The sequence below is a fragment of the Paenirhodobacter huangdaonensis genome (assembly GCF_004022465.1).
Taxonomy (GTDB): domain Bacteria; phylum Pseudomonadota; class Alphaproteobacteria; order Rhodobacterales; family Rhodobacteraceae; genus Rhodobacter; species Rhodobacter huangdaonensis.
On record NZ_SAVA01000005.1, the window covers coordinates 131736 to 156524 of the forward strand.

General features: G+C 68.7%; 20 protein-coding genes and 1 pseudogene. 7 read left to right on the forward strand and 14 right to left on the reverse strand.

Translation table 11 applies throughout. The features are described 5' to 3' along the window. Positions 1 to 198: 198 nt before the first annotated feature. Together EOW66_RS10125 and uraH are read right to left on the reverse strand one after the other, a co-directional pair. Positions 199 to 1431, reverse strand: coding sequence for a urate hydroxylase PuuD (locus tag EOW66_RS10125; RefSeq protein WP_128156252.1), 1233 nt, complete (start codon positions 1429 to 1431; stop codon positions 199 to 201). A gap of 137 nt (positions 1432 to 1568) precedes the next feature. Further along, positions 1569 to 1925 carry a hydroxyisourate hydrolase gene (gene uraH, locus EOW66_RS10130; protein WP_128156253.1) on the reverse strand — a complete coding sequence of 119 codons (357 nt, stop codon included), beginning with the start codon at positions 1923 to 1925 and terminating at the stop codon, positions 1569 to 1571. Between the two features lie 114 nt (positions 1926 to 2039). Here uraH and puuE point away from each other — a divergent pair, with 114 nt between their 5' ends. From puuE to EOW66_RS10145, 3 genes are all read left to right on the forward strand, one after another. Continuing rightward, positions 2040 to 3455, forward strand: a complete 1416-nt coding sequence (puuE, locus tag EOW66_RS10135; protein WP_128156254.1) for an allantoinase PuuE — start codon at positions 2040 to 2042, stop codon at positions 3453 to 3455. Continuing rightward, on the forward strand, positions 3452 to 4282 hold the full coding sequence (locus EOW66_RS10140) for a bifunctional allantoicase/(S)-ureidoglycine aminohydrolase (protein ID WP_128156255.1): 831 nt from the start codon (positions 3452 to 3454) through the stop codon (positions 4280 to 4282). The genes puuE and EOW66_RS10140 overlap by 4 nt, the downstream gene beginning before the upstream one ends. Before the next feature lie 103 nt (positions 4283 to 4385). Continuing rightward, positions 4386 to 4877, forward strand: a complete 492-nt coding sequence (locus tag EOW66_RS10145; RefSeq protein WP_128156256.1) for an ureidoglycolate lyase — start codon at positions 4386 to 4388, stop codon at positions 4875 to 4877. Here EOW66_RS10145 and EOW66_RS10150 read toward each other — a convergent pair whose 3' ends face one another. Together EOW66_RS10150 and EOW66_RS10155 are read right to left on the reverse strand one after the other, a co-directional pair. Then, positions 4878 to 6140, reverse strand: coding sequence for a glycerate kinase type-2 family protein (locus tag EOW66_RS10150; protein ID WP_128156257.1), 1263 nt, complete (start codon positions 6138 to 6140; stop codon positions 4878 to 4880). A gap of 142 nt (positions 6141 to 6282) precedes the next feature. Next, on the reverse strand, positions 6283 to 7851 hold the full coding sequence (locus tag EOW66_RS10155) for a bifunctional metallophosphatase/5'-nucleotidase (RefSeq protein ID WP_128156258.1): 1569 nt from the start codon (positions 7849 to 7851) through the stop codon (positions 6283 to 6285). Positions 7852 to 8021: 170 nt separating this feature from the next. Between EOW66_RS10155 and EOW66_RS10160 the strand changes: the two genes are divergently transcribed. From EOW66_RS10160 to arsC, 3 genes are read left to right on the forward strand one after another with little or no spacing between them, the layout of a single operon-like run. Next, the gene (locus EOW66_RS10160) at positions 8022 to 8360 is read left to right on the forward strand and encodes a DUF952 domain-containing protein (RefSeq protein WP_113900694.1); all 339 of its coding nucleotides are present in this window, start codon (positions 8022 to 8024) and stop codon (positions 8358 to 8360) included. Beyond that, entirely contained in the window at positions 8357 to 9415 is a 1059-nt protein-coding gene (locus tag EOW66_RS10165) for a quinone-dependent dihydroorotate dehydrogenase (protein WP_128156259.1), read from the forward strand. Before EOW66_RS10160 ends, EOW66_RS10165 begins: the two co-directional genes overlap by 4 nt. Continuing rightward, positions 9406 to 9747: an arsenate reductase (glutaredoxin) gene (gene arsC, locus EOW66_RS10170; protein ID WP_128156260.1), complete on the forward strand. Its 342-nt coding sequence runs from the start codon at positions 9406 to 9408 to the stop codon at positions 9745 to 9747. Before EOW66_RS10165 ends, arsC begins: the two co-directional genes overlap by 10 nt. Positions 9748 to 10005: 258 nt before the next feature. Here arsC and EOW66_RS10175 read toward each other — a convergent pair. The 9 genes and pseudogenes from EOW66_RS10175 to EOW66_RS10215 all read right to left on the reverse strand — a co-directional run. After that, positions 10006 to 11976 (reverse strand): annotated as a pseudogene (locus EOW66_RS10175) (exonuclease domain-containing protein); the annotation flags it as partial. Continuing rightward, positions 11976 to 12368 (reverse strand): response regulator transcription factor, encoded by a 393-nt coding sequence (locus tag EOW66_RS10180; protein WP_113900690.1) that lies wholly within the window; start codon positions 12366 to 12368, stop codon positions 11976 to 11978. The pseudogene EOW66_RS10175 and the gene EOW66_RS10180, both read right to left, overlap by 1 nt. 1 nt (position 12369) lies before the next feature. After that, the gene (locus EOW66_RS10185; RefSeq protein ID WP_128156262.1) at positions 12370 to 12897 is read right to left on the reverse strand and encodes a hypothetical protein; all 528 of its coding nucleotides are present in this window, start codon (positions 12895 to 12897) and stop codon (positions 12370 to 12372) included. A gap of 9 nt (positions 12898 to 12906) precedes the next feature. Continuing rightward, positions 12907 to 14733 (reverse strand): DUF294 nucleotidyltransferase-like domain-containing protein, encoded by a 1827-nt coding sequence (locus EOW66_RS10190; protein ID WP_128156263.1) that lies wholly within the window; start codon positions 14731 to 14733, stop codon positions 12907 to 12909. Between the two features lie 87 nt (positions 14734 to 14820). Next, entirely contained in the window at positions 14821 to 16692 is a 1872-nt protein-coding gene (locus EOW66_RS10195) for a sodium:solute symporter family protein (RefSeq protein WP_128156264.1), read from the reverse strand. A gap of 16 nt (positions 16693 to 16708) precedes the next feature. Then, positions 16709 to 16966, reverse strand: a complete 258-nt coding sequence (locus EOW66_RS10200; protein WP_113900686.1) for a DUF4212 domain-containing protein — start codon at positions 16964 to 16966, stop codon at positions 16709 to 16711. Positions 16967 to 17035: 69 nt separating this feature from the next. After that, positions 17036 to 17728, reverse strand: coding sequence for an adenylate kinase (locus EOW66_RS10205; RefSeq protein ID WP_128156265.1), 693 nt, complete (start codon positions 17726 to 17728; stop codon positions 17036 to 17038). Between the two features lie 3 nt (positions 17729 to 17731). Beyond that, positions 17732 to 19666, reverse strand: coding sequence for an acetate--CoA ligase (acs, locus tag EOW66_RS10210; RefSeq protein ID WP_239017561.1), 1935 nt, complete (start codon positions 19664 to 19666; stop codon positions 17732 to 17734). A 392-nt stretch (positions 19667 to 20058) separates the two neighbouring features. After that, a complete protein-coding gene (locus tag EOW66_RS10215; protein ID WP_164881089.1) occupies positions 20059 to 21654 on the reverse strand; it encodes a SulP family inorganic anion transporter in 1596 nt (531 codons plus the stop codon). Between the two features lie 120 nt (positions 21655 to 21774). Between EOW66_RS10215 and EOW66_RS10220 the strand changes: the two genes are divergently transcribed. Then, positions 21775 to 22266 carry a HugZ family pyridoxamine 5'-phosphate oxidase gene (locus EOW66_RS10220; RefSeq protein ID WP_128156268.1) on the forward strand — a complete coding sequence of 164 codons (492 nt, stop codon included), beginning with the start codon at positions 21775 to 21777 and terminating at the stop codon, positions 22264 to 22266. Between the two features lie 44 nt (positions 22267 to 22310). Here EOW66_RS10220 and EOW66_RS10225 read toward each other — a convergent pair whose 3' ends face one another. Then, positions 22311 to 24599 (reverse strand): glycosyl hydrolase family 28-related protein, encoded by a 2289-nt coding sequence (locus EOW66_RS10225; RefSeq protein WP_128156269.1) that lies wholly within the window; start codon positions 24597 to 24599, stop codon positions 22311 to 22313. Between the last annotated feature and the right edge of the window lie 190 nt (positions 24600 to 24789).

The window sequence follows — 24789 nt, forward strand, 5'->3', positions numbered from 1 at the left end:
AGCCTTCCCTGCGGTCTTGCGTCACGATGGACGCGGAACTTTACCCGAGTCTTAGTGGCGCGGGCAGGACGCTGCAAGGGCAGCCGGCAACAGTTGATGCCGCAAGTGCGGCAAAGCGGGCCCGGTGCCGGGCATGGGAACGCCCGCCCCGGGCGGGGGCGGGCGCAGCTGCCGGCCGTGCAGGACGGGCGCGGGCGTTCAGCCGCGGGTCGCGGCCTCGTACCAGTCGCGGATCGCCTTGCGCTCGGCGGCCTCCATGAAGCTCAGATTGCCCGGCGGCATGGCATGGGTCAGCCCCGCCTGCACATAGATCTGATGCGCGGCCCGCGCGATCTGGGCCGGGGTTTCCAGATGCACGCCCTTCGGCGCCCGGGTGATGCCGTCAAAGCCGCCCGGTTCGGTCGCATGGCACATCGAACAGCGGCCGAGCACGATATCGGTCACCTGCTCGAAGCCCGCCGCCTGCGCGAAGCGCGCCTCGACCGGGCTCAGCGCCGCTTCCGTGTCATCCCCCGCGCCGGTGCCGGTGAAGCTCGAGAGCCAGACGCAGATCACAAACAGCACCACGGTCACCCCCCAGGTCCACCACGGCGTGCCCTTGTGCGCGTGATGGGTGTTGAAGAAGTGCCGGATCGTCACCCCCATCAGGAACACCAGCGAGGCGATCAGCCAGTTGAACTCGCTCGCGAAGGCGAGCGGATAATGGTTCGACAGCATCAGGAACACCACCGGCAACGTCAGGTAGTTGTTGTGCGTCGAACGCTGCTTGGCGATCTTGCCGTATTTCGGATCGGGGGTGCGGCCGGCCTTCAGATCGGCCACCACGATGCGCTGGTTCGGCATGATGATCAGGAACACGTTCGCGGTCATGATCGTCGCGGTGAAGGCGCCAAGGTGCAAAAGCGCCGCGCGGCCCGAGAACACCTGCGTATAGCCCCAGGCCATCGCCACCAGAATAACATAAAGCAGCACCATCAGCGTGGTGCTGTTCTCGCCAAGCTTCGACTTGCACAGCAGGTCATAGAGGATCCAGCCGATCGTCAGCGAGCCCGCCGAGATCGCGATCGCGCCCCAGGTCGGCAGATCCAGCACCCGCGGGTCGATCAGGTAGAACTGCGACTGCGCCCAGTAGAGCAGCATCAGCATGGCAAAGCCCGACACCCAGGTCATGTAGCTTTCCCATTTGAACCAGGTCAGCTCGTCGGGCATCCGCTCGGGCGCCACCATGTATTTCTGGATGTGGTAGAAGCCGCCGCCATGCACCTGCCAGGCGGCGCCGGTCACCCCCTTCGGCGCGCCCGGTTCGGGCCGCAGGCCAAGGTCGAGCGCGATGAAGTAGAAGGACGACCCGATCCAGGCGATGGCGGTGACGACATGCAGCCAGCGCACCGCGAACTGCGCCCACTCGAGCAGGAAGGTATAGTCGAACATCATGTCCCCGTGTTCTTTTTCCGACAGCATCGGCCTGCGCCCCCACCCACGCAAGCCTCGGCGGGCCTGAGCCCGCCCCCCTCGGACGCGCGCCCCGGAATCGGGCGCCGGCGCCGGAAAATCAGGCAGATGTCAGATCAGCTGCCGCGATAGGTCGAATAGCCAAAGGGCGAGAGCAGCAGCGGCACATGGTAATGCGCCGCCGGCTCGGAGATGCCGAAGCGGATCGGCACATGATCGAGAAAGAGCGGCGCCGCCCCCGCCTGCCCGGTTGCGCGCAGATAGTCGCCGACCTCGAAGACCAGCTCGTAAATCCCGGTCGCGAAGGCCTGCACCGGCAGGATCGGCGCCTCGGTGCGCCCGTCCGCATTGGTCATCGCCTCGGCGATCTGTTCGCGCGCACCCTCCTCGATGCGGAACAGCGCGATGCGGATCCCCTCGGCCGGGCAGCCACGCGCGGTGTCGAGAACATGGGTGGTCAGATATCCGGTCATCGCGGCTCTCCTTTGCGCCGACTATGGCGCGCCGCCCGGACGCCGGCAAGCACCCCCTTGCGCCCGCCCGGCAATCGTCCTTTGATCGCGCCCGAAAAATTCCCGGAGGCTCAGATGATCCGCTATCCCCGCGACATGCGCGGCTACGGCCCCAATCCACCCGACGCACACTGGCCCGGCGGCGCGCGCGTCGCGATTTCGCTGGTGCTGAACTACGAAGAAGGCGGCGAGAACTGCATCCTGCACGGCGATGCCGCCTCGGAAGCATTCCTCTCCGACGTCGCCGGCGCCGCGATGTGGCCCGGCCAGCGCCACTGGAACATGGAATCGATCTACGAATACGGCGCCCGCGCCGGGTTCTGGCGGCTGCACCGGCTGTTCACCGCGATGCAGATCCCGGTCACCATCTACGGCGTCGCCACCGCGCTTGCGCGCAACCCCGAGCAGCTTGCCGCGATGCAGGAGGCGGGCTGGGAGATTGCCTCGCACGGGCTGAAATGGGTCGAGCACAAGGACATGCCCGAGGCCGAGGAGCGCCGGCAGATCGCCGAGGCGATCCGGCTCCACACCGAGGTGGTCGGCGAGCGGCCGCGCGGCTGGTACACCGGGCGCTGCTCGGTCAACACCGTGCGCCTGACCGCCGAGGAAGGCGGCTTCGACTGGATCTCCGACACCTATGACGACGACCTGCCCTATTGGCTCGAAGTGGGCGACCGCGACCAGCTGGTGATTCCCTACACGCTCGAGGCGAACGACATGCGTTTCGCCACCTCGCCGGGCTGGATCGAGGGCGAGATGTTCTTCCAGTATCTGAAGGACAGCTTCGACACGCTCTATGCCGAAGGGCTCGAGGGCCGCGCCAAGATGTTCTCGATCGGGCTGCACAACCGGCTGATCGGGCGCCCGGGCAAGATCGCCGGGCTGAAGCGCTTCCTCGATTACGCCAGGGCGCATGAGGGCGTGTGGTTCGCCCGCCGTGGCGACATCGCCCGGCACTGGGCAACGGTGCATCCGCATCACCGCATCGAGCGCCCCTCGCAGATGAACCGCGCCCGCTTCGTCGCAGCCTGGGGCGGCATCTTCGAACACAGCCCCTGGATCGCCGAGCGCGCCTATGACCTCGAGCTCGGCCCGGCGCATGACAGCGCAGTGGGGCTCGCGAATGCGCTGGCCCGGGTGTTCCGCACCGCCACCCCCGCCGAGCGTCTCGGCGTGCTGCAGGCCCACCCGGACCTTGCCGGCAGGCTCGCGACGGCAAAGCGGCTCACCGCCGAAAGCACCGCCGAGCAGGCCTCGGCCGGGCTCGACGCGCTGACCGACGCCGAGCGCGCCCGCTTCGAGGCGCTGAACACCGCCTATACCGCGAAATTCGGCTTCCCCTTCATCATCGCGGTGCGCGACCATACGAAGGACGGCATCCTCGCCGCCTTCGAGACCCGCCTCGCCCATGATGCCGAGACCGAATTCACCGAGGCCTGCCGTCAGGTCGAACGCATCGCCACCCTGCGCCTGAAGGAGCTGCTGCCGTGACCGGATATTACGCCCCGAAAGGCGGCCTGCCGCCGCAAAGCGCGCTGATGACCGGCCGCGCAATCTTCACCGAGGCCTATGCGGTGATCCCGAAAGGCTGCTTCTCCGATATCGTCACCAGCTTCCTGCCGGGTTGGACCGACACCCGGCTGTGGCTCATCGCCCGGCCGATGTCGGGCTTTTCCGAGACCTTCAGCCAATATGTGATGGAGGTCGGCGCCGATGGCGGTTCGGACGCCCCCGATGCCGACCCCGGCGCCGAGCATGTGCTCTTCATCACCGAGGGCGAGATGTGGCTCTCGCTCGACGGGCAGGAATATGAACTGGCCGCGGGCGGCTATGCCTATATCCCGCCCGGCACCGAGTGGCGGGTGAAGAACGGCGCCGACCACCCGCTGCGCTTCCACTGGGTCCGCAAGCTCTACGAGCGCGCGCCCGGCCTGCCCGCGCCCGAGGCCTTCGTGACGAACGAGCGCGAGATCGCCCCGGTGGCGATGCCCGACACCCAGGGCCGCTGGGCCACCACCCGCTTCGTCGACCCGACCGACCTGCGCCACGACATGCACGTCAATGTCGTCACCTTCCAGCCCGGCGGGCTCATTCCCTTCGAGGAAACCCATGTGATGGAGCACGGGCTCTACGTGCTCGAGGGCAAGGCGGTCTACAAGCTGAACCAGGACTGGGTCGAGGTCGAGGCGGGCGATTTCATGTGGCTGCGCGCCTATTGCCCGCAGGCCTGCTATGCCGCGGGGCCTGGCCCGTTCCGCTACCTGCTCTACAAGGACGTGAACCGCCACGCGCGGCTGCGCGGCCCGTTCCAGCGCTGACCGGGCCGGGGCCCACGGGCCCCGTCCCTCCTTCTTCTTGGCCCAAATACCTCGCGGGGGGCCGGGGGCGCGACGCCCCCGGCGGCCCGGACCGGAGCCCGACATGCAGATCACGACCGAACCCCTCACCGCCGCCGCCTTCGCCCCCTTCGGCGAGGTGCTGGAGGCCGCAGGCGCCCCCGACCGGATCATCAACGCCGGCATGTGCGGCCGCTTCCACGACCGCGCGACGCTCGATTTCGGCACCGAGACCGGCGGCCGCCCGGGGATCTCGATCTTCAAAGCGATCCCGCGCGCCCTGCCCTACAGCTTCGATCTGCTCGAGCGCCACCCCGAGGGCAGTCAGGCCTTCGTGCCGATGACCGCGGACCCGTTCCTCGTCATCGTCGCCCCCGATGTGGGCGGCCGACCGGGCCAGCCGCGCGCCTTCGTCACCTCGGGCGCGCAGGCGATCAACTTCCGCCGCGGCACCTGGCACGGGGTGCTGACGCCGCTCGCCGAACCCGGGCTCTTCGCGGTGATCGACCGGATCGGCACCACGGCGAACCTCGAGGAAGTGATCCTCGCCCCCCCGGTGACCGTCACCGCCCCCTGATCAGGCGATCAGCACGGCGCGGAAATCGTTGACATTGGTCAGCGTCGGCCCGGTCACCACCTGCGCCCCCGCCGCCCCAAAGAAGCCATGCGCATCGTGGCGGACAAGGGCCGCGTGCGCGTCAAGCCCGTGCGCCGCCGCCGCGGCCAACGTCGCCGGCCCGATCAGCGCACCCGCCACCTCGTCCGCGCCATCGACGCCATCGGTGTCGCAGGCGATCGCCCAGATCCCCGGCGCCCCCTCCAGCGCCAGCAGCGCCGCCAGCGCGAATTCCGCATTCGGCCCGCCGCGGCCATCCGCGCCCCGCAGCGTCACCGTGCATTCGCCGCCCGAAAGCAGCACCACCGGCGGCTCGCCGGGCCGTCGCGCCGCCGCGATCTGGCACGCCAGCGCCGCCTGCGCCGCGCCCTGCACCGCCGCCTCGCCCTCGATCGCATCGCCGAGCATCCGCACCTCGCAGCCCGCCGCCCGCGCGACCTCGGCCGCGGCGGCAAGCGACTGTGACGGCGCCGCGACGATTCGCGTGTCGCTGCGGGCAAGCCGCGCATCCCCCGGCGCCAGAACGCCCGTGCCCTTCGAGAGCACCGCGCGCACCACCTCGGGCACCGCGATGCCATAGCGCATCAGCACCGCCCGCGCCTCTTCGACGGTCGAGCCATCCCCCACCGTCGGCCCCGAGGCGATGAAGGCAAGGTCATCGCCCGGCACGTCGGAAATGACGAGCGACAGCATCCGCGCCGGCCAGGCGGCGGCGGCCAGCTGCCCGCCCTTCACCGCACTCAGATGCTTGCGCAGGGTATTGATGCGGTCGATCGGCGCGCCCGAGGCCAGCAGCGCTGCCGTCACCGCCTGCTTCTCGGTCAGCGTCAGCCCCGGCACCGGCGCGCACAGCAGCGCCGAGCCGCCGCCCGAGATCAGCGCCAGCACGAAATCCCCCTCGCCCAGAGACGCAAGCAGATCGAGCATCCGCCGCGTCGCCGCGACGCCCGCCGCGTCGGGCACCGGATGCGCCGCCTCGACAATCTCGATGCCGCGGCAGGGCCGGCCATAGCCATAGCGGGTGATGACCAACCCCTCGCAGGGGCCCCAGACGGCCTCGACCGCCTCGGCCATCCGCGCCGAGGCCTTGCCGGCACCGACCACCACCACCCGCCCACCCGGGCGCGGCGGCAGCGCGGCGGGGATCACCCGCATCGGATCGGCCGCGGCGACAGCCGCATCGAACATCGCGCGCAGCAGCGCGGGCGGGGTCAGCGCGTCCATGCGCGCGCCTTCCGGCATGATGTGGCAAGGCAGGTCTTCGCTCGTGTCATCGCATCCCTCCAGAGCCACAGGTTTGCCCGCACGCCGCCGCCGCGCAAGAAAAAACGGGGGCCGAGACCCCCGTTTCCCGCCATCCTCCGGCTCATTCCTGCGTGATGCGCCCGTCGAGCTTCGGCGTGTAAGGCCCGACTTTTGCAAGATATTCCGCCGTCACATCGGCCAGATCGGGGCCGAAGTCATAGGCCTTCATGCCCTCGGCCGCGAACATCTTGAAACCGTCGCCGCCATTGCGGACATAGTTGTTCGTCACCACGCCATAGACCTTCTCGGGCTCAAGCGGCACCCAGCCCCCGTCCTGTGCGACCTCGACCGCCAGCAGCCGGCTGCCCGCGGGCTTCTCGGCACTCCAGCGGTATTTCAGCCCGGCGACCTGCGGGAAGCGGCCCGCCCCCTCCTCGACCCGGCTCAGCCCGTTCTCGAGCGCGGCGCGGATCGTCGATCCCTTCGCCTCGAAGGTCGACAGCGTGTTCTGGAACGGCAGCACGGTCAGCACCTCGCCCATCGTCACCGGCCCGGCGTCGATCGAGGCGCGCACGCCGCCGCCGTTCTGGATCGCGATCGTCACGCCCTGATCCTTCACCCGGTCGAGCATCGCCTCGGCGATCAGGTCGCCCATCTCGCATTCCTTCACCCGGCAGCTGTCGCGGCCACCGTCGATCGCGGCCGCGGCCTCGGCCACCACCCGCGCCCGCACCGCTTCAAGCGGCTTCGCCATCTCGGCCACCTCGGCCGCGATCTTCGGATCGGGCACCACCGAGGCATCGAGCAGGATCGGCTCGCCCGAGGCGGCGGTCAGGTTGCCCGCGTCGTCGAAGGTCAGCACCAGATGGCCCAGATATTTCGAATAGGCATAGGCCGAGACCACCGGCACATTGCCGACCATCGTCGGATAGGCCTCGCCGCCCGGGCCGAAGAGGGTGTGGCTGTGGCCGCCGACGATCGCGTCGATGCCCGGCACCGCGGCCGCCAGCGCCTTGTCCTTGACGAAGCCTGTGTGGGTGAGCGCGACGATCTTCGTCACCCCCTCGGCCTCGAGCGCGGCGACACTGGCCTTCAGGCTTTCGGCCTCGTCCTGAAAGATCACGTTCGGCCCGGGCGAGGAGGTCTCGGGTGTGTCCACGGCGAGCGCCGAGACGATCCCAACCTTCTCGCCGCCGACATCGAGCACCAGCGTCTTGTGGATCTTGCCCTTCAGCTCCGCCGAGCGGCTGAGATCGAGATTGCCCGACACCATCGGAAAACCGATGCTGCCGGTGAAGGCCGCAAGCTGCGCCGGACCATCGTCGAATTCGTGGTTGCCGACCGCCATCGCCTCATAGCCGATCGCATTCATGAAGGCGGCCGTGTCCTTGCCCTTGTAGGTGGTGTAGAACAGCGAGCCCTGGAACTGGTCGCCCGCATCGAGCAGCAGCACGTTCTGCCCGGCAAGCTCGGTGCGCATCTCGGCCACTTTCGCCGCCACCCGCGCGATGCCGCCAAAGCACTTGCCCCCGGCCTCCTCCTCGGCGCCACAGGTGGAATCAAACTTGTTGATCGATTCGATGCGGCTGTGCAGGTCGTTGGTGTGCAGGATGTGCAGCGTGTAATCGGCCTGCGCGGTGCCGGCGCTCAGCGCAAGTGCGGCAACCGTGGCGAAAAGACGGGCGTTCATGAAAACCTCCGGACAATGTCACATCGGCGTTACTGTGGCGTCACACCGGCCCGCGTGTCAAAGCCGATGACGGCGCTCAGCCTGGTTTGGCCCGCTGACAGCCGCGTGACAGCCCCGCCTGCGGCGCTGCGCGGGATTGACCGGCCGCCGGGCTGAGGGCATGAGAGGACATGCTGATTTACAAGATCTTCCGCCGCCCCGAATGGGATGCCTTCCGCGCCGCGGGCGAAACCGCCGGCGCCCCCGTCGACCTCGCCGACGGCTTCATCCACTTTTCCACCGCGGCCCAGGTCGTCGAGACCGCCGCGAAGCATTTCGCCACGGAAAGCGACCTCGTCCTCGTCGCGGTCGCGGCCGAGCCGCTCGGCACGGCGCTGAGATGGGAGCCCTCGCGCGGCAACGCGCTCTTCCCCCATCTCTATCGCCCGCTCACCCTCGCCGATGTCGCCTGGGACACCTCCCTGCCGCTCGGCCTCTCCGGCCATATCTTCCCCGAGGTGCTGCTGTGAATTTCGTCGAACGCACGGGTCTCGCGCTGATGCATCGCCTCGATCCGGAAACCGCGCACGGGCTGTCGCTGATCGCGCTGCGTGCGGGGCTCGCCCCGCTGCCGGGCCCGGTGCGTTGCGCGCGGCTTGAGACCGATCTGGCCGGGCTGAAGCTGCCGAACCCGGTGGGCCTCGCCGCGGGCTTCGACAAGAACGCCGTCGCCCTGCCGCAGCTGATGCGCGCGGGCTTCGGCTTTCTCGAGGTCGGCGCCGCCACCCCGCGCCCGCAGCCCGGCAACCCCAAGCCCCGGCTGTGGCGGCTGAGCGAGGACCGCGCGGTGATCAACCGCTTCGGCTTCAACAACGAGGGGATGGAGGCGATCACCGCCCGTCTCGCCGCCCGCCCGGCGGGGATTCCGGTGGGGCTCAACCTCGGCGCGAACAAGGACAGTGCCGACCGCGCCGCCGATTTCGCCACCGTGCTGCGCACCGCGGGGCCGCATCTCGACTTCGCCACGGTGAACGTGAGCTCGCCCAATACCGAAAAACTGCGCGAGCTGCAGGGCAAGGAGGCGCTGGCCGCGCTGCTGAAGGGCGTCGTCGCGGCACGCGGCGAGCTTGCGCGCCGGATCCCGGTGTTCCTGAAGATCGCGCCGGACCTGTCCCCCGCCGAGCTTGAGGAAATCGCCGAGGTGGCGCTCAGCTCCGGTATCGACGGCATCATCGCGACGAACACGACGCTCTCGCGCGAGGGGCTGAAAAGCCCGCATGCCGATGCCCCGGGCGGACTGTCGGGCGCGCCGCTCTTCGAGAAATCGACCCGCGTGCTCGCCCGCCTGTCGCAGCTGACCCAGGGCCGGCTGCCGCTCGTCGGCGTCGGCGGCATCGGCTCGGCCGAGCAGGCCTACGAGAAGATCCGCGCCGGCGCGAGTGCGGTGCAGGTCTATTCGGCGATGGTCTATGCCGGGCTGTCGCTGGTGCCCGAGATCGCCCGCGGTCTTGACGCGCTGCTCGCCCGCGACGGCTTCACCTCGGTCGCCGAGGCGGTCGGCACCGGGAGGGGCGCATGGCTCTGACGATCTGGCACAACCCGCGCTGCACGAAATCGCGCGAGACGCTGGCGCTGCTGCAGGCCCGCGGCCTGACGCCTGCGGTGCGGCTCTATCTCGACGACGCCCCCACCCGCGCCGAGCTTGCCGACGCGCTGGCGAAGCTCGGCCGCCCGGCGGCGGATCTCGTGCGCTGGAAAGAGGCAGATGTGCCCGCCGGGCTGACCAGGACCGCGCCCGAGGCCGCGATCCTCGACGCGCTCGCCGCCCATCCGCGGCTGATCGAACGCCCGCTCGTGCTCACCGACCGCGCCGCACGGATCGGGCGCCCGCCGGAAGCGGTGCTCGAGATCCTCTGAGCGCGCGGGGGGCGCTGCCCCCCGGCCTCGCGGCCTCCCCCGGAGTATTTGCGCCAGGAAAAAACGCAAGGAGCCAGGGCCCCTGCTTTCTCCTTGCCCGAAATACCTCGGGGTGAATTTCCCGCAGGGAAAGAGGGGCAGCGCCCCTCAGCCGTTCAGATCGCGCAGCAGCCGGCCGTGCTTGCGCACCTCGGCCACCACCTCGCCGAAGGTGACAAGGCCGCGCGCCTTCAGCGCCGGCAAGAGCTTGAGAAAGGCATCGGCCGTCGCCACCGTGTCGCCAAGCGCGGTGTGGCGCGCCTCCTCGGGGATGGTGATGCCCAGCCGATGCGTCAGCGCATCGAGACTGTGGCTCTCGCTTTGCCCGAAGACCACCGCCGACAGAAGCACCGTGTCGAGCACCGGGTGGTCGAAGCGCAGCCCCGTCGCCGCCTCCTTGCGGCGCAGGAATTCCATGTCGAAGGGCGCGTTATGGGCGACGAGAACAGCGCCCTCGGCAAAGCGGTGGAAGCGGCGCAGCACCTCGGTGACCGGCGGCGCCGCGGCCACCATCGCCTCGGTGATGCCATGCACCGCGGTCGAGGCGGCGGGGATCGGCCGGCCCGGGTTCACCAGCGTGTCGAAGACCTCGCCCTCGACCCGGCGGCCGTTGACGATCCGCACCGCGGCGATCTGCACGATCTCGTCGCCCTCCGACGGCAGAAGCCCGGTCGTCTCGGTGTCGAAAACGACGCAGGTCAGCCGCTCGAGCGGCGTCTGCGCCACCTCCGCCTCGCGCGCGCGGGTAAGGAGGTCGAAATCATAGACCACCTTGCGCGGCACCGGCGCCGGGCGGGCCAGCGCGCGGCGCGCCTCGCGCAGCGGCAGGCACAGCCGCGCCCGGCCATCGGGCAAGCGTTCGGGCCAGAGCTCGCTCGCATGCGTCGCCAGCACCCGCCGCCCGGTGACCTCGGCCACGCCCTGAAGCGGGGCGTCGAGCCAGGCCTCGAGCGCGTTCACCGCGACCGGCGCGCCCGACCATTCGAGCGCGACGAGCGCGCCCGCCCCCTCCTCGGTGATCTCGAGCCGCAGCGCACCGCGGTCGGCAAGATGGGCGGCAAGATCCGAGAGCAGCGCCACCATCTCGAAGCCCTCGCAGCGCAGCAGAAGCGGCGCGGCGACCGGCAGCAGCGTGCCCCCCGCGGCGGTCACCCGCACCCGCACCGCCTCGCCCAGGTCCGAGGCACGCACGAGCGCGAGCGGCCACCAGTCGGCGCGGCTGGCCTCGTGGCGGGCCGAAAGCGCGTGGATCGCCCGGCCGAGCGTGCCCGCCGCGTCGAGCGCCGCCTGCCGCACCCGGTCACGCTCGGCCCCGGTCGGGCCGGCGGCCTCGGCGAGCAGGCCGATCAGCGATTGCAGTGCGGCTGCCGGGCGGCGGACGCGGTCGAAGAGCTCGTCGATCAGCTGCTCGCGCCGGGCGTGCGCCGCAAGATCGGCCGAAACGTCGCGCAGGGTCAGCACATAGCCCGCGCGGCCGGGATCCGACGCATCGGCGAGAAGCCGCATCCGCGCCGCGAGCACCCGCCCGTCGGCGACCGTCGCGCAGAGCAGATCCGAGGCCGCATCCGGGTCCTCGGTCGCCAGCAGCCGCTCGCGGGCATGAGCGAGCGGCGCACCGTCGAGATAGTCGAAGACGCGGCGGTCGAGCCCCGGCGCATGGGCCCCGCCCAGCAGGTCGACCGCCTGGCCGTTGTAGAAGACGAGCTGGTGATCGGCGGTGCACAGAAGCACCCCGACCGGCACGTCGGACAAAAGCGCCTCGAGCCGGTCCTTTTCCTGCGCGAGCCGCGTCGTCTCGCGCTGCACCGCCTCGGTCAGCGCCGAGCGGGTCTCGGCCAGATGCGCGGTGACGGCCGCCGCGGCGGGGGCGAGATCGCCGAGGTAGCGCCCGGCACTCTGGTCGAGGGCCGCCTCCACCTCGGCATGGGTGCGGGCGCGCATGCCGCCGGCGAGCCGCTCGATCGGCTTTGCGACATTCTCATCGAAAAGCAGCCAGACGCCGGCGATCAGGCCGAGGATGACGAAGCCCGCCACCGTGCCGCCGATCACGAAACCATCGAGCGCCCCCGGATCGCCGAGCTTACGAAAGCCGAAGACAAGGCCGGCCGCCAGCGCGGCCAGATTGCCACCCGCCAGCGCCGCGAAGAACAGGAAGACCCGCAGCCGAAGGCTGAGCCGGGCGAAGTCCATCACGCCCCCCCCGCCTCGAGCAACCTGTGAACTTCGCCTCGCAACTCCTTGAGTTCAAATGGTTTCGAGATGAACCCATCGGCACCGAGCGCAAGCCCCTTGCGCCGTTCCATCGCTGAGCCGCGCGCCGTCATCAGGAGGATCTTGACGTCCGAGAGGCCGGCGTCCGCCCGCACCTCCTGGCAGATTTCGTAGCCCGAGACATCGGGCAGCATCACGTCGAGCAGCACAAGGTCGGGATGTTCGCGCCGGATCCGGTCGAGCGCGCCGGCGCCGGTGGCGAGGCGGTCGTGCTCGTAGCCCTCGCGGCTCATCAGGAAGTCGAGCGCGAGTGCGATGTTATCCTCGTCCTCGATGATCAGGACGCGCTGTCTCCTGCCCCCGTCAGCCATCTCATCCTCCGTTGCAGGCGGCCTTCAGCCCCGCGTCGTCTGCCGCGAGCGGCAGCCAGGCGGGGCCGCTCGTCGTGCCGTCGGGGTTCACCGTGGCGCCGCCGAAAAGATCGGTGCGCGCGCCCTTTGCGCAATCATAGGCGACCGGCACCACCTGCAGCGGCTGCCAGCGCGCGATCAGCAGCAGATCGGTCTGGGCGATGCCCGGGGCGGGATGGGTGATCTGGGCGCGGTCGAGCGCGACGAAGCGGGTGACGATCGGCGCAAGATAGGTCCAGGGCCGCCACAGGGCGCTTTCCGCCCCCTGCTGCACCACCACCACGCTTGCCGGCATCTGCGCGCGGAAATCGGGAAACCAGCGGTATTCCGCCCGCACCGCGGTCGCCAGCATCGCAAGCCCGGCACAGACCGGCATCACCCATTTCGGCAGCACCCGGCCGGTCGCCTTCTTCAGCGCGTGGCGCGCGGCAAAGACAACGATCAGCGCGAACACGCCCGCCGCCATCATGGTGATGAAATCATTGATCATTCTTTATCCTCAGCTGACCACGGCCTTGTTGTGCGCCACCGCCGACTGCATCGTGCGCACCACCACGAAGGCGTCGCGCAGATGCGAGCGCTCGAAATCGCTCAGGTCCGACGGGGCAAGGTAATTGTCGGGTTTACGCCCGGCCCTGATCAGATGCGACTGGTTTTCCAGCCGCGTCATCGCGATCAGGTCATAGGCCTCGATCATGTCGCGCGCGCCCGAGGCCGAGATCACCCCCGCCGCCTCGGCGCCGAGCAGCCGGGCCCGGGTGTTGACCTCGGTGATCCGGCCCTGCAGCGCATAGACACGGGCGAGGTCGGCCACCGGCACCACGCCGTTGTGCTTGAGGTCGATGTGATTGCGATGCTCGCCCGAGCGGATCGTGGCGAAGCCGCGCAACAGACCGAGCGGCGGCGTGTGCTTGAGCGAATTGGCGATCATATGGGCGACGAAGATCGAGTTCTTCGCCGCGACCTCCAGTGTCTCGGCCTGCAGCGCGCGGAACAGCCCCGTCGCCGTGCCGCCGATCGGGCGCAGGTCGAACATCACCGAGGCGAGCATCTGCGCCTCGGGATTCGGGACGTCGATCCAGCCCAGGAAATAGTCGCGCCAGACGCGCGCCGGCTGACACCAGCGCGGCGTCGTGGCCATCATCTCGCCCGGGCAATAGACATAGCCGCAGGCGTTCAGCCCGTCCGAGACGATCTTCGCGAGCGCGCCGAAATAGGCGCGGTCGTCCCCGGTCGCGCTGTCGTCATAGATCAGGCAATTGTCCTGATCGCTGACGCCGGTCTGCTCCTGCCGGCCCTGGCTGCCGCAGGCGAGCCACAGATAGGGCACCGGCGGGCGGCCAAGCTCGGCCTCGGCCATCACCAGCAGCCGGCGGGTGACGGCATCGGCGATGTCGGTGATGAGGCGCGTCACCACCTCGTGGCTGAGGTGACTGCCGACCAGTTGCACCAGCAGTTGCGGGATGCGCGCGGTCACCGCCGCCATCTCCTCGACCGTGGTCGAGGACACCACGTCGCGGATCAGCACCGCCGAGCTGACCGCCTGGAAGCGGGTCAGGTCGGTCTGGGTGATCATCCCGACGAAACGCCCGTCCTCGGTGATCGGCAGGTGGCCGATGCGACGCTCGAGCATGATGTGCAGGATGTCCGAGCCAAGCGCCGTCGGCGGCAGCGAGACCGGGTCCGCCGTCATCACCTCGCGCACCGGGGTCGCCGGATCGCGCCCCTCGGCCAGCACCTTGTTCGACAGGTCGCGCACGGTGACGATGCCGAGCAGCCGCGCGTCCGCGCCGGTGACGCCAAGCGAGGAGACATGCGCGTCGCGCATCATCTGCGCGGCCTCGGTCACGCTGGCCTCGGGGCCGCAGGCAAGCGGGCGGCGGGCGATCAGGTCGGCGACCTTCTGCGTGGCAAGCTCGGCCCCCGCCCGCTCGCCGCGGCGGCGGTTGAAGAAGCGCTCGAAGGCCGGGTAGGTCTGGATCAGCCGGGTGAAGGTGGTGCCGGGCAGCACCAGGATGATCGCATCCTCGGTGGCGCGGGCCTGGGTCACGGCGATGCCGCCACGCATCAGCCCCCGCTCGCCAAACGAGTTGCGCGGCCCGAGCAGCGAGACCAGCCCGCCGTTGCCGTCGGTGATCTCGACCCCGCCCTGCTTGATCAGGTAGAGCCCGCCGATCGGCGCGTCGTAGACATAGATGAGCGCATTCGCCCGAAAGACCATGCGGCGGAAGGAACCGGCGACCGACGCCAGCTCGTCACGCGGCAGGGTATCGTAGGGGTGGACGCTTTCGAGAAACGCGGTGATGGCCTGGATATCGGCGTCCATGATCTTTCCTCCCCCGGGGTGGCCCGCCCCCTCGGGGGACAGGCCGGATCGCGTGCCGGGCGGGACAGGCCCCGCCCGGGGTCGGGATCAGTGATGGGTCGCGGTGCCCGCCCCCTTCGGGATGCGGATCGACTCGACCAGTTCCTGCACCGATTCCGGGGTCGGCTTGGTCGACATCGAGACGACATAGGCCACCGCGAAGTTGATCAGCGCCCCCACCGTGCCGAAGGCGGTCGACTTGATGCCGAAGAGCATCGGCGCCGAGTCGGAGTAGGAGGCGGTCGAGGCCACGAAGAACCAGCCCTTGTGCAGGAAGATATAGCCCACGGTGGTGATCAGGCCGGCCAGCATGCCCCAGATCGCGCCCTGCGAGTTGATGGACTTGGTGAAAATGCCCATCATCAGCGCCGGGAAGATCGTCGCGGCGGCGACACCGAAGGCCAGCGCCACGGTCTGCGCCGCGAAGCCCGGCGGGTTGAGGCCCAGCCAGGTGGCCAGGGCGATCGCCACCGCCATCGAGATCCGGGCCGCGAGCAGCTCGCCCTTTTCCGAGATGCCGGGGTTGAGCTGGCCCTTGATCAGGTCATGCGACACCGCCGACGAGATCGCCATCAGCAGGCCCGCCGCCGTCGACAGCGCGGCGGCAAGACCACCGGCGGCGACGAGGGCGATGACCCAGCCCGGCAGCTGCGCGATTTCCGGGTTGGCGAGCACCATGATGTCGTTGTTCACGGTGAGCTCGTTGCCCTTCCAGGTCGCGGCCTGCGGGTTCTTCTCGGCAAGCTTGGCGGTGCCGGCCGCGGCAGCGGCGTCATAGGCGGCCTGCGCGCTGGCGATCGCCGCCTCGTTGCCCGACTTCTTGGCTTCGGCAAGTGCCGTCGCCTGCGCCGTGGCGCCGTCGTTGTAGTACTGGATCATGCCGTCGCCGTTCAGGTCGGAGACCTTGAGCAGCCCGGTCTTCACCCAGTTGTCGACCCACTGCGGCGTGTCGGCCTGCGACACCGCGGCGTTCATCGGCCCGTTCGGGAAGAAGGTGTGGATCAGGTTCACCCGCGCCATCGCCGCAACCGCCGGGGCGGTGAGGTACAGCAGCGCGATGAAAACCAGCGCCCAGCCGGCCGAGGAGCGCGCATCGGCCACCTTCGGCACGGTGAAGAAGCGCACGATCACGTGGGGCAGACCCGCGGTGCCGATCATCAGCGACATCGTGAACAGGAACAGGTTCAGCGTGTTGTCCGACTGCGCGGTGTAGGACTTGAAGCCCAGATCCGCGAGCAGGCCATTCAGCGTGGTCAGCAGCGGCTCGCCGCTGGAGGTGGCATCCGAGAACAGGCCGAGCGGCGGCACCGGGTTGCCGGTCAGGTTGAGCGAGATGAAGATCGCCGGGATGGTATAGGCGATGATCAGCACGACATACTGGGCGACCTGGGTATAGGTGATGCCCTTCATCCCGCCGAGCACGGCATAGGCGAAGACCACCGCGGCACCGATGTAGAGGCCGGTGTCGTTCGACACTTCGAGGAAGCGCGAGAAGGCGACGCCCACACCCGACATCTGGCCGATCACGTAGGTGATCGAGATGATGAGCAGGCAGATCACGCCGATGATGCGCGCCGTGCCCGAATAGAACCGGTCGCCGATGAATTCCGGCACGGTGAACTTGCCGAACTTGCGCAGATAGGGCGCAAGCAGCATCGCGAGCAGCACATAGCCGCCGGTCCAGCCCATCAGATAGGCCGAGGTGTCGTAGCCGCCGAAGGCGATGATGCCGGCCATCGAGATGAACGAGGCGGCCGACATCCAGTCGGCGCCGGTGGCCATGCCGTTCGCGATCGGGTGGACGCCACCGCCCGCCGCATAGAATTCCGCGGTCGAGCCCGCACGGGCCCAGATCGCGATCCCGAAGTAGAGGGCGAAGGTCGCGCCCACCACGATCAGGTTGAGGGTAAATTGATCCATTTGTCCCCGCGCTCCCTTACTCTTCCACGCCGTGTTCGCGGTCCAGCCGGTTCATCCGCGCCACGTAGGCGAAGATGAGCACGAGGAACACGAGGATCGATCCCTGCTGGGCAAACCAGAACCCGAGATCGGTGCCGCCGACACCGATGCCCGAGAGCATCGGGCGCAGCAGGATGCCAAAGCCGAACGAACAGACGAACCAGATCACGAGAAAAAGCTGGATCGTGCGGATGTTCGCTTTCCAGTAGGCATTGGACGAAGACTTGTCCGCCATGAGCGTCACTCCCTGTTGAAACCTCCGGACGGGCCCCCTCCCCGGGGCCCACCCCCCCTTTTTTTGGTGTCAGGTCGAGACGCGCTCGACGATCGACCCGAGCCCCGCGGCGATCTCCTCGATGGTCCCCATCGCGTCGATCTCCTTGAGAACGCCAAGCGCCCGGTAATGGGCGATCAGCGGCGCAGTCTGCGCGTGATAGGCCTCGAGCCGTGCACGCGCCGTTTCGGCAGTGTCGTCGGCCCGGCGCTTGAACTCCGTGCCGCCGCATTTGTCGCAGACCCCGGCCACCGCCGGCTGCTTGAAGGTGTCGTGATAGCCCTCGCCGCATTTGCCGCAGGTGTAGCGGCCGGCGACGCGGGCGATCATCGCCTCGTCATCGACCTCGAGGCTGACCGCCGCGGTGACCTTCTGGCCGGCATCGGCCAGAAGCGTGTCGAGCGCCGCGGCCTGCCCCGCGGTGCGGGGAAAGCCGTCAAGGATCACGCCCCTGGCCACGTCGGGCCCGGCCATGCGGTCCTTGAGGATGGCGAGCACGATCTCGTCCGAGACCAGCCCGCCCGCTTCCATCACCGCCTTCGCGGCAAGGCCCGCGGGCGTGCCCTGGGCGACGGCGGCGCGCAACAGATCGCCGGTCGACAGCTGGACAAGGCCGAAGCGCTCTTCCAGCATCCGTGCCTGCGTGCCCTTGCCGGCACCGGGCGGGCCCAGCAGGATCAGCACCGCGGGGGTGGTTTCGACGGTGTTTTCGGTCTCTGCCATGCCTCAGCCCCGGTTCATGCGGTTGTCGATCAGCTCCTGCACCACCGAAGGATCGGCCAGCGTCGAGATGTCGCCGAGGCTGCCATAATCGTTCTCGGCGATCTTGCGCAGGATGCGGCGCATGATCTTGCCCGAGCGGGTCTTCGGCAGGCCGGGCGCCCATTGGATCAGGTCGGGCTTGGCGATCGGGCCGATCTCGGTGCGCACCCATTTCTCGAGCTCCTTGCGCAGCGCGTCCGACGGCTCCTGATCGTTCATCAGGGTGACATAGGCGTAGATGCCCTGGCCCTTGAGCTCGTGCGGGTAGCCCACAACCGCGGCCTCGGCCACCGCCGGATGGGCGACAAGCGCGGATTCGACTTCGGCCGTGCCCATGCGGTGGCCCGAGACGTTGATCACGTCATCGACGCGGCCGGTGATCCAGTAATAGCCGTCCTTGTCGCGCCGGCAGCCGTCGCCGGTGAAGTAATAGCCGCGATACTGGGCGAAATAGGCCTCCTGGAAGCGCTCGTGATCGCCCCAGAGGGTGCGCATCTGGCCCGGCCAGCTGTCCGAGATGCACAGCACGCCCTCGCATTCGGTCTCGCCGATGCGCACCGCGGTCTGCGGATCGAGCACCACCGGCTTCACCCCGAAGAACGGGTTGGTGGCCGAGCCCGGCTTCGTCGGCGTCGCGCCCGGCAGCGGGGTCAGCATGTGGCCGCCGGTCTCGGTCTGCCAGAAGGTGTCGACGATCGGGCAGCGGCCCTTGCCGATGTGCTGGTCGTACCAGACCCAGGCCTCGGGGTTGATCGGCTCGCCGACCGAGCCCAGAACCTTGATCGAGCTGAGGTCGTATTTGTCGACCCATTCGGTGCCCTGCCCCATCAGCGAGCGGATCGCCGTCGGCGCGGTGTAGAACTGGTTGACCTTGTGCTTCTCGCACACCGCCCAGAACCGGCCGGCGTCGGGATAGGTCGGCACGCCCTCGAACATCACCGTCGTCGCGCCATTCGCCAGCGGACCATAGACGATGTAGCTGTGGCCGGTGACCCAGCCCACATCCGCGGTGCACCAGAACACGTCGCCGTCATGGTAGTCGAAGGTGTACTGATGCGTCATCGAGGCATAGACGAGATAGCCGCCGGTGGTATGCACCACGCCCTTCGGTTTGCCGGTCGAGCCCGAGGTGTAGAGGATGAAGAGCGGATCCTCCGCGTTCATCGGCCGCGGCGGGCAGTCCGGCGAGACGTGATCCATCAGATAGAGCAGGTCGACGTCGCGGCCCTGCACCCAGCTGATCTGGTCGCCGGTGCGCTTGACGACGAGGCAGCGCACCTTGTCCGAGCAGTGCAGCAGCGCCGCATCGGTATTGGCCTTGAGCGGCGTCTTGCGGCCGCCGCGCGGGGCGGTATCGGCGGTGATGACCAGCTTTGCCCCGCAGTCGTTGATGCGGTTCGCCAGCGCGTCGGGCGAGAAGCCGGCGAAGACGATCGAATGGATCGCGCCGATGCGGGCGCAGGCGAGCATCGCATAGGCCGCTTCCGGGATCATCGGCAGGTAGATCACCACGCGGTCGCCGCGCATGATGCCCTGCGACAGCAGCACGTTCGCCATCCGGTTCACCTTCTCGGACAGCTCCTTGTAGGTGATGTGCTCGGCCGGTTCGTCCGGATCATCGGGTTCGAAGATGATCGCGGTCTGCAGCGCGCGGTCCTTCAGGTGGCGGTCGATGCAGTTCACCGAGGCGTTCAGCACGCCGTCCTCGAACCACTTGATCGAGACCTTGCCGAAGGTGAAATCGGTGTTCTTGACCTTGGTATAGGGGGTCATCCAGTCAAGGCGTTTGCCCTCGCGGCCCCAGAAGGCGTCGGGGTTCTCGACCGATTCGCGATACATCTCGCGGTATTTCTGCGTGTTCGCGTGAGCGTTCTCAAAGCCCGGCGGAATCTCCCGCATTTCCGGCGCAACGACAGCCTGTTCCTGAGCGGCCATAGCCAATCCTCCCTGGAAATCGAGCGGCCCTGCGGCCGCACCCTCTGCCCGCGACAGCGGTCGCGGGCGTTCTACCCGCGGACACTGTAAACCAGAACGCCCCTTTCCGTTAAGCCCTCATGATAATTGAATTTTTCTGTAAATTACTTCACAGCGTATACGGTAAGTTTGTAAATGTGACGAAAAGTGACCAAAAATAGACATTTTGTTTCAAGCGCTTGCCTGTTCACGGATGCGCGATCTGACGCCACGTCTGAAAAGCCGCGCCGCAGCGTCATCACGCTGCGGCGCAGAAAAAGAAAGGGCGCGGCAGGTTTGTGCCGCGCCCCGTGTCATGGTGATTCGCCGGTTGCGACTCAGGGCGCGACCAGCGCCCCTGCCGCCGCGGCATCAGCGGCGTAGCGCAGCGCGGGCTCGGTCAGCCCCTGCGCCTTCAGCGCCGTCTCGACCGCCGGGCGGGCGCCGACGATCACCAGCCCGCCGCCGCGCGACGAGAGCTTCTGGGCAAGCTGCAGGATCATCCGCGCGCCGGTCGAATCGACGAAGGTCACCTCGGAAACGTCGAGCAGCACCGCCCGCGGCCGCTGCGCGATGCGGTCGAGCACGGTGCCAAGCCGCGCAACCGAACCGAAGAACACCGCCCCGTGCAGGTGATAGGTGACAAGGTCGGCACTCTGGGTGTCGGCGTCGTGCACCGCCGGCTCGCCCTCGCGCAGCCCCGTCATCTCCGACATCCGGCGGATGAAGACGAGCCCGCCAAGCGCGAAGCCGAGCACGATCCCCTCGGCGAGGTCGCGGAACACGACGACGAGGAAGGTCACCCACAAAACCAGCGCATCGCCCTTCGACACCCGGGTCAGTGCGACGAATTCGTGCCGCTCGATCATGTTCCAGGCGACGATGCCCAGCAGCCCGGCCAGAGCGGCCAGCGGGATATAGCCCGCGAGCGGCGCCGCGATCAGCATGAAGCCCAGCACGAACAGCGCATGCAGCATCCCCGCCATCGGCGTGCGCCCGCCCGAGCGCACGTTGGTCGCGGTGCGGGCGATGGTGCCGGTGACGCAGAAACCGCCGAAGATCGCCGCGCCCATGTTGGCGATGCCCTGCGCCACCAGCTCCATGTTCGAGCGGTGCAGCGTGCCCGACATGCCATCGGCCACCATCGCCGAGAGCAGCGACTCGATCGCACCGAGCAAGGTGAAGGAGGCGGCCCAGGGCAGCGCCGCCGTCACCGCCTCGGCGCCGAGCGCGGGCAGGTGCGGCGCCGGCAGCAGCCGCGGCAGACCACCGAATTTCGAGGCGATGGTCTCGACCGGCAGGCCGATGAGTGCCGAGGCGGCCGTGACCAGCGCGATCCCCAGCAGCAGGCTCGGCCAGCGCGGGCGGAAGCGCTGGATCGCCAGGATCACGCCCACCGTCGCCAGCGCCACGCCGACCGCGGCGGGGCTGAGCGTCGCGCGTGCAGCCCAGAGCGCCTCGACCTTCGGCACGATCGGCCCGGGCTCGGGCCCGTCCAGGCGCAGCCCGATCATATCCTTGACCTGGCTGGCAAAGATGATGACGCCGATGCCCGAGGTGAAGCCCACCGTCACCGGGTAGGGCATGAACCGGATGGTCGAGCCGAGCCGCAGGAGCCCGAGCACCGCAAGCATGATGCCCGACAGGAAGGTGGCCAGCATCAGCCCCTCGACACCGGTCTGCATCACGCAGGCGTTGACCAGCACGATGAAGGCGCCCGCCGGCCCGCCGATCTGGAAGCGCGAGCCGCCGAAGAGCGACACCAGGAAGCCGCCGACGATGGCGGTGAAGAGGCCGCGCTCGGGCCCGACGCCCGAGGCGATGGCGATCGCCATCGAGAGTGGCAGCGCGACAATCGCCACTGTCAGCCCGGCAACCGCATCGGCGCGCAGCGTCGCCGGGCCATAGCCCTCGCGCAGCGCGGTGATGGACATTGGAATCAGGGGGTCTCCCCCCGCTCGCGCCGTAAGGCTTGCGTTGGTTGTCATCGTTTCATACCGCTTGATGTGGCGCGAGCAGACGTCCGCCACAACCGATTGTCAAGAGAAAGCCAGATGACCGATACCCCCGCCGATCCGATCCGCCCCACCGACGACGCGGCCCGCGCCCTTGCCCGCGACCTGATTTCGGGCGCACGCTTCGGCGCACTCGGGGTGATCGACCCGGAAACGGGCTTTCCCGCAGTGACCCGCATCGCGCTTGGGTCGGGACCCGAGGGCGGGCTCTGGACGCTTGTTTCGGGGCTTTCCGCCCATGCCCGGGCGCTGCGCGCCGATCCGCGGGTGTCGGTGCTGCTGGGCGAGCCCGGGGCGAAGGGCGATCCGCTCACCCATCCGCGGCTGAGCCTGCAGGCCGAGGCGCTGCCGCTCGCCGCCAACGATCCGCGCCGGGCCGCGGCACGGGCGCGCTGGCTCGCCGATCATCCGAAGGCGAAGCTCTACATCGACCTTGGCGATTTCTTCTTCGTCGAGTTCCGCCTGATCGGCGGCGCGCTGAACGGCGGCTTTGGCCGCGCCTTCCGGCTGACCGCCGAAGACCTCGCCTGAAAACGGGCGCCCGAGGGCGCCCGCATCCCCCCGAAGGGGCCGCGTCAGTTCGGGTTGTCCATCCGCAGCCGGACATGCACCCGCCCCTTCACCGCCTCCTGCCAGGTCAGCGTGACGGCCTGCTTGCCCGCCCCCTGCTCGACCGTGACATAGGGCACGCCGTTGATCCGCCCGCCCGCGGCATTGGTGATCGGCCCCTCGGCGACGATCGCGCTCACGTTGCGCGCCCAGCCCCCGAACGGCAGATAGCCCGCCGCCGCCACCGTCCAGACCGCCTGCGCGCTCGCCTGGTCGGCCTGCAGGCTTACCGGGTTCACCGTCATCTGGGTGACGCCGTTGAAGGTGTTCGCCTCGAAGACGACATTGCGCATCCGGCTATTGTCGAGCGCGGCGAAGGTGGTGTCCACCGTCTCGATGCGCTCGAGCGCGCCGTCGATCGCCTTGAACACATTGTTCGAAACGCTCAGCCCCTGGATGAAATGGCCGCTGCCATAGGGCTTGACCGAGAACCAGGTGAACCAGGGCGCGGCGTCGATGCTGACGAAGGTGTTGCCGCTGACGGTGAGCCCGCCGAAGGAATATTCGGTGCCGAAATCGGGGTTGGCCGAATATTCGTTCGTCCATTCGATCGTCGAATTGTCGATGTAATTGCCGGTCACCGCCGATTGCACGTTCGGCTGGCAGAAGATCAGCCCCGGCAGGCGCGGCGCCGCATCGAGGTCGTCGCCCTGAAACCAGTGGTTGCCGACGATCAGATGCCCCGAGCCGTTCAGGATCAGGGTGTGGCGGAACCGCACGAAGCGGCTCTCGCGGATCTTCGTGTCATTGGCATTGACGTTGAGCGCGATCGAGCTGCGCTCGGTCGCTGCCATCGAGCCCTCGTTCGACAGGAACTGGCAGCGGTCGACCAGCAGGTCCTGACAGCCATGCCCGATCGAGGTGATGGCGCGGTCCTTCGGCTTCACCACATAGCTGTCGCGGATCTGGAACATCTCGCCCGCCGGAGCGAGCAGGATGCAGCTTGCCTTGCCGTTGCACAGGAACTCGACGTCGTCGATGTTGAACCGGTCGAGTTTGGCAAGCCCCGAGAAATCAAGGATATACTTGTGGCGGGTGAAGGTGTAGCTGCGCGTGCCCGAGCCGCCGTAGAAAGGCTGCGACAGGGTCAGCGAGCCCGCCGCCACATTCACCGCCCGGACATAGACCTCGCGGCCGACGCCCGCGCCGCTGACCCGCGCGCCGACCGGAATGTTGGCGATGTTGGCGACATTGGTCAGCACCAGCGGCGTCGCCGTCGCATAGGTCGCCTGCGAGGTGGCGGTGGTGTCGTCCCAGGCCGGCCCCTCGATCACGTTGAACTGGCCGTTGCGCAGCACCCGCCGGTTCGAGAACGAGCTGATGTCGGGCGACAGCGCCTTGACGTCGATCGGCTCGGTCACCTCGATCCGCCGCCCGCACAGATCGAGCGCGTTGTGGTCGGTATAGCCGAAAAGCGCCTGCAGTGCCTTTCTGAACCCTGCCATCTCGTCGCCGAAAGCCGCGGCATAGGTCGGAAAGTCGAAGCTGCCGCGCAGGGCAATGCGCGCCTCGGTCGGGGTGATGAGGGTGCCGACGAAGCGGATCGGCGCGGTGATCGTGACCGATCCGCCGATGTAATAGCGCCCCGCCGGCACCAGGATCGAGCGCCCCGCGGCCGCCGCATCGGCCGCCTCGAAGGCCGCCTTGTCGTTCGTCACCCCGTCGCCCGCGGCGCCATAGTCGCGCACGTCCACCCAGTCCATCATCTCGCGCAGGAAGGCCTCGGTGATATCCTCGATCACCATGTCCTCGATCCGCACCACACCGCCGTTGAGCCCGGTCAGGTCGAGCCCGAAATGGCCATAGCCCGGCGCCAGTCCCCAGGGCATGTCGACCCCGCCGCGCGCGCCGGTGCCGACGATCGCCTCGACGGTGACGACCTTGCCATAGGTCGTCAGCGCCAGCTCCGGTCCGGTCTCGATCCGCCCCGCGACATGGCCCGCGGCGCTCATCGCATAGCCCGCGATCCGCACCGAGGGCAGGTTGCCGGCGACCGCCTTCACCCGCGCGCGGATCCGCAGATAGGCGCCCGGCACGATCGGCGTCTGCGCCATCGACCGCAGCTTCTGCACGGAAAACAGCTTGCTCAGCTCGAGGCAGGTGCCGAAATCCGCGTCCGCCGCCACCAGCGCCGCGTTCACCGCCCCCTCGTAGGTGTCGGAGCCTGCCGTGCCGTTCTCGCTCGACCAGAGATCGAGCCCCTGCGCGAAAGCCGGCGGCATCAGCGCCAGCCCGTCGGTAATCGCCATGTTCATCTGCGCATCCTCCTTGTTCCGGCCCGCCCGCCGGGGCTGCAGCGGCCCTCGCAGCGGGCGCGACCAGAGCTAGTTGGAAAGGGTTGACGAAGCCCGAGTGCTGCGCGCGCCGCGCCCTTTCCGCCGCGTTGCCGCATTGCAGCATCTTGTCACCGAACGGCCATGGCCCCATGCTAGGCCGGAGTCGCTG

What these genes read in the sequence shown, in the direction of transcription:
- EOW66_RS10125 (WP_128156252.1), bottom strand. Translation starts at nt 1,431, where the DNA reads ATGTTCGACTATACCTTCCTGCTCGAGTGGGCGCAGTTCGCGGTGCGC.
- uraH (WP_128156253.1), bottom strand. Translation starts at nt 1,925, where the DNA reads ATGACCGGATATCTGACCACCCATGTTCTCGACACCGCGCGTGGCTGC.
- puuE (WP_128156254.1), top strand. Translation starts at nt 2,040, where the DNA reads ATGATCCGCTATCCCCGCGACATGCGCGGCTACGGCCCCAATCCACCC.
- EOW66_RS10145 (WP_128156256.1), top strand. Translation starts at nt 4,386, where the DNA reads ATGCAGATCACGACCGAACCCCTCACCGCCGCCGCCTTCGCCCCCTTC.
- EOW66_RS10150 (WP_128156257.1), bottom strand. Translation starts at nt 6,140, where the DNA reads ATGGACGCGCTGACCCCGCCCGCGCTGCTGCGCGCGATGTTCGATGCG.
- EOW66_RS10155 (WP_128156258.1), bottom strand. Translation starts at nt 7,851, where the DNA reads ATGAACGCCCGTCTTTTCGCCACGGTTGCCGCACTTGCGCTGAGCGCC.
- EOW66_RS10160 (WP_113900694.1), top strand. Translation starts at nt 8,022, where the DNA reads ATGCTGATTTACAAGATCTTCCGCCGCCCCGAATGGGATGCCTTCCGC.
- arsC (WP_128156260.1), top strand. Translation starts at nt 9,406, where the DNA reads ATGGCTCTGACGATCTGGCACAACCCGCGCTGCACGAAATCGCGCGAG.
- EOW66_RS10180 (WP_113900690.1), bottom strand. Translation starts at nt 12,368, where the DNA reads ATGGCTGACGGGGGCAGGAGACAGCGCGTCCTGATCATCGAGGACGAG.
- EOW66_RS10185 (WP_128156262.1), bottom strand. Translation starts at nt 12,897, where the DNA reads ATGATCAATGATTTCATCACCATGATGGCGGCGGGCGTGTTCGCGCTG.
- EOW66_RS10190 (WP_128156263.1), bottom strand. Translation starts at nt 14,733, where the DNA reads ATGGACGCCGATATCCAGGCCATCACCGCGTTTCTCGAAAGCGTCCAC.
- EOW66_RS10195 (WP_128156264.1), bottom strand. Translation starts at nt 16,692, where the DNA reads ATGGATCAATTTACCCTCAACCTGATCGTGGTGGGCGCGACCTTCGCC.
- EOW66_RS10200 (WP_113900686.1), bottom strand. Translation starts at nt 16,966, where the DNA reads ATGGCGGACAAGTCTTCGTCCAATGCCTACTGGAAAGCGAACATCCGC.
- EOW66_RS10205 (WP_128156265.1), bottom strand. Translation starts at nt 17,728, where the DNA reads ATGGCAGAGACCGAAAACACCGTCGAAACCACCCCCGCGGTGCTGATC.
- acs (WP_239017561.1), bottom strand. Translation starts at nt 19,666, where the DNA reads ATGCGGGAGATTCCGCCGGGCTTTGAGAACGCTCACGCGAACACGCAG.
- EOW66_RS10215 (WP_164881089.1), bottom strand. Translation starts at nt 21,654, where the DNA reads ATGTCCATCACCGCGCTGCGCGAGGGCTATGGCCCGGCGACGCTGCGC.
- EOW66_RS10220 (WP_128156268.1), top strand. Translation starts at nt 21,775, where the DNA reads ATGACCGATACCCCCGCCGATCCGATCCGCCCCACCGACGACGCGGCC.
- EOW66_RS10225 (WP_128156269.1), bottom strand. Translation starts at nt 24,599, where the DNA reads ATGAACATGGCGATTACCGACGGGCTGGCGCTGATGCCGCCGGCTTTC.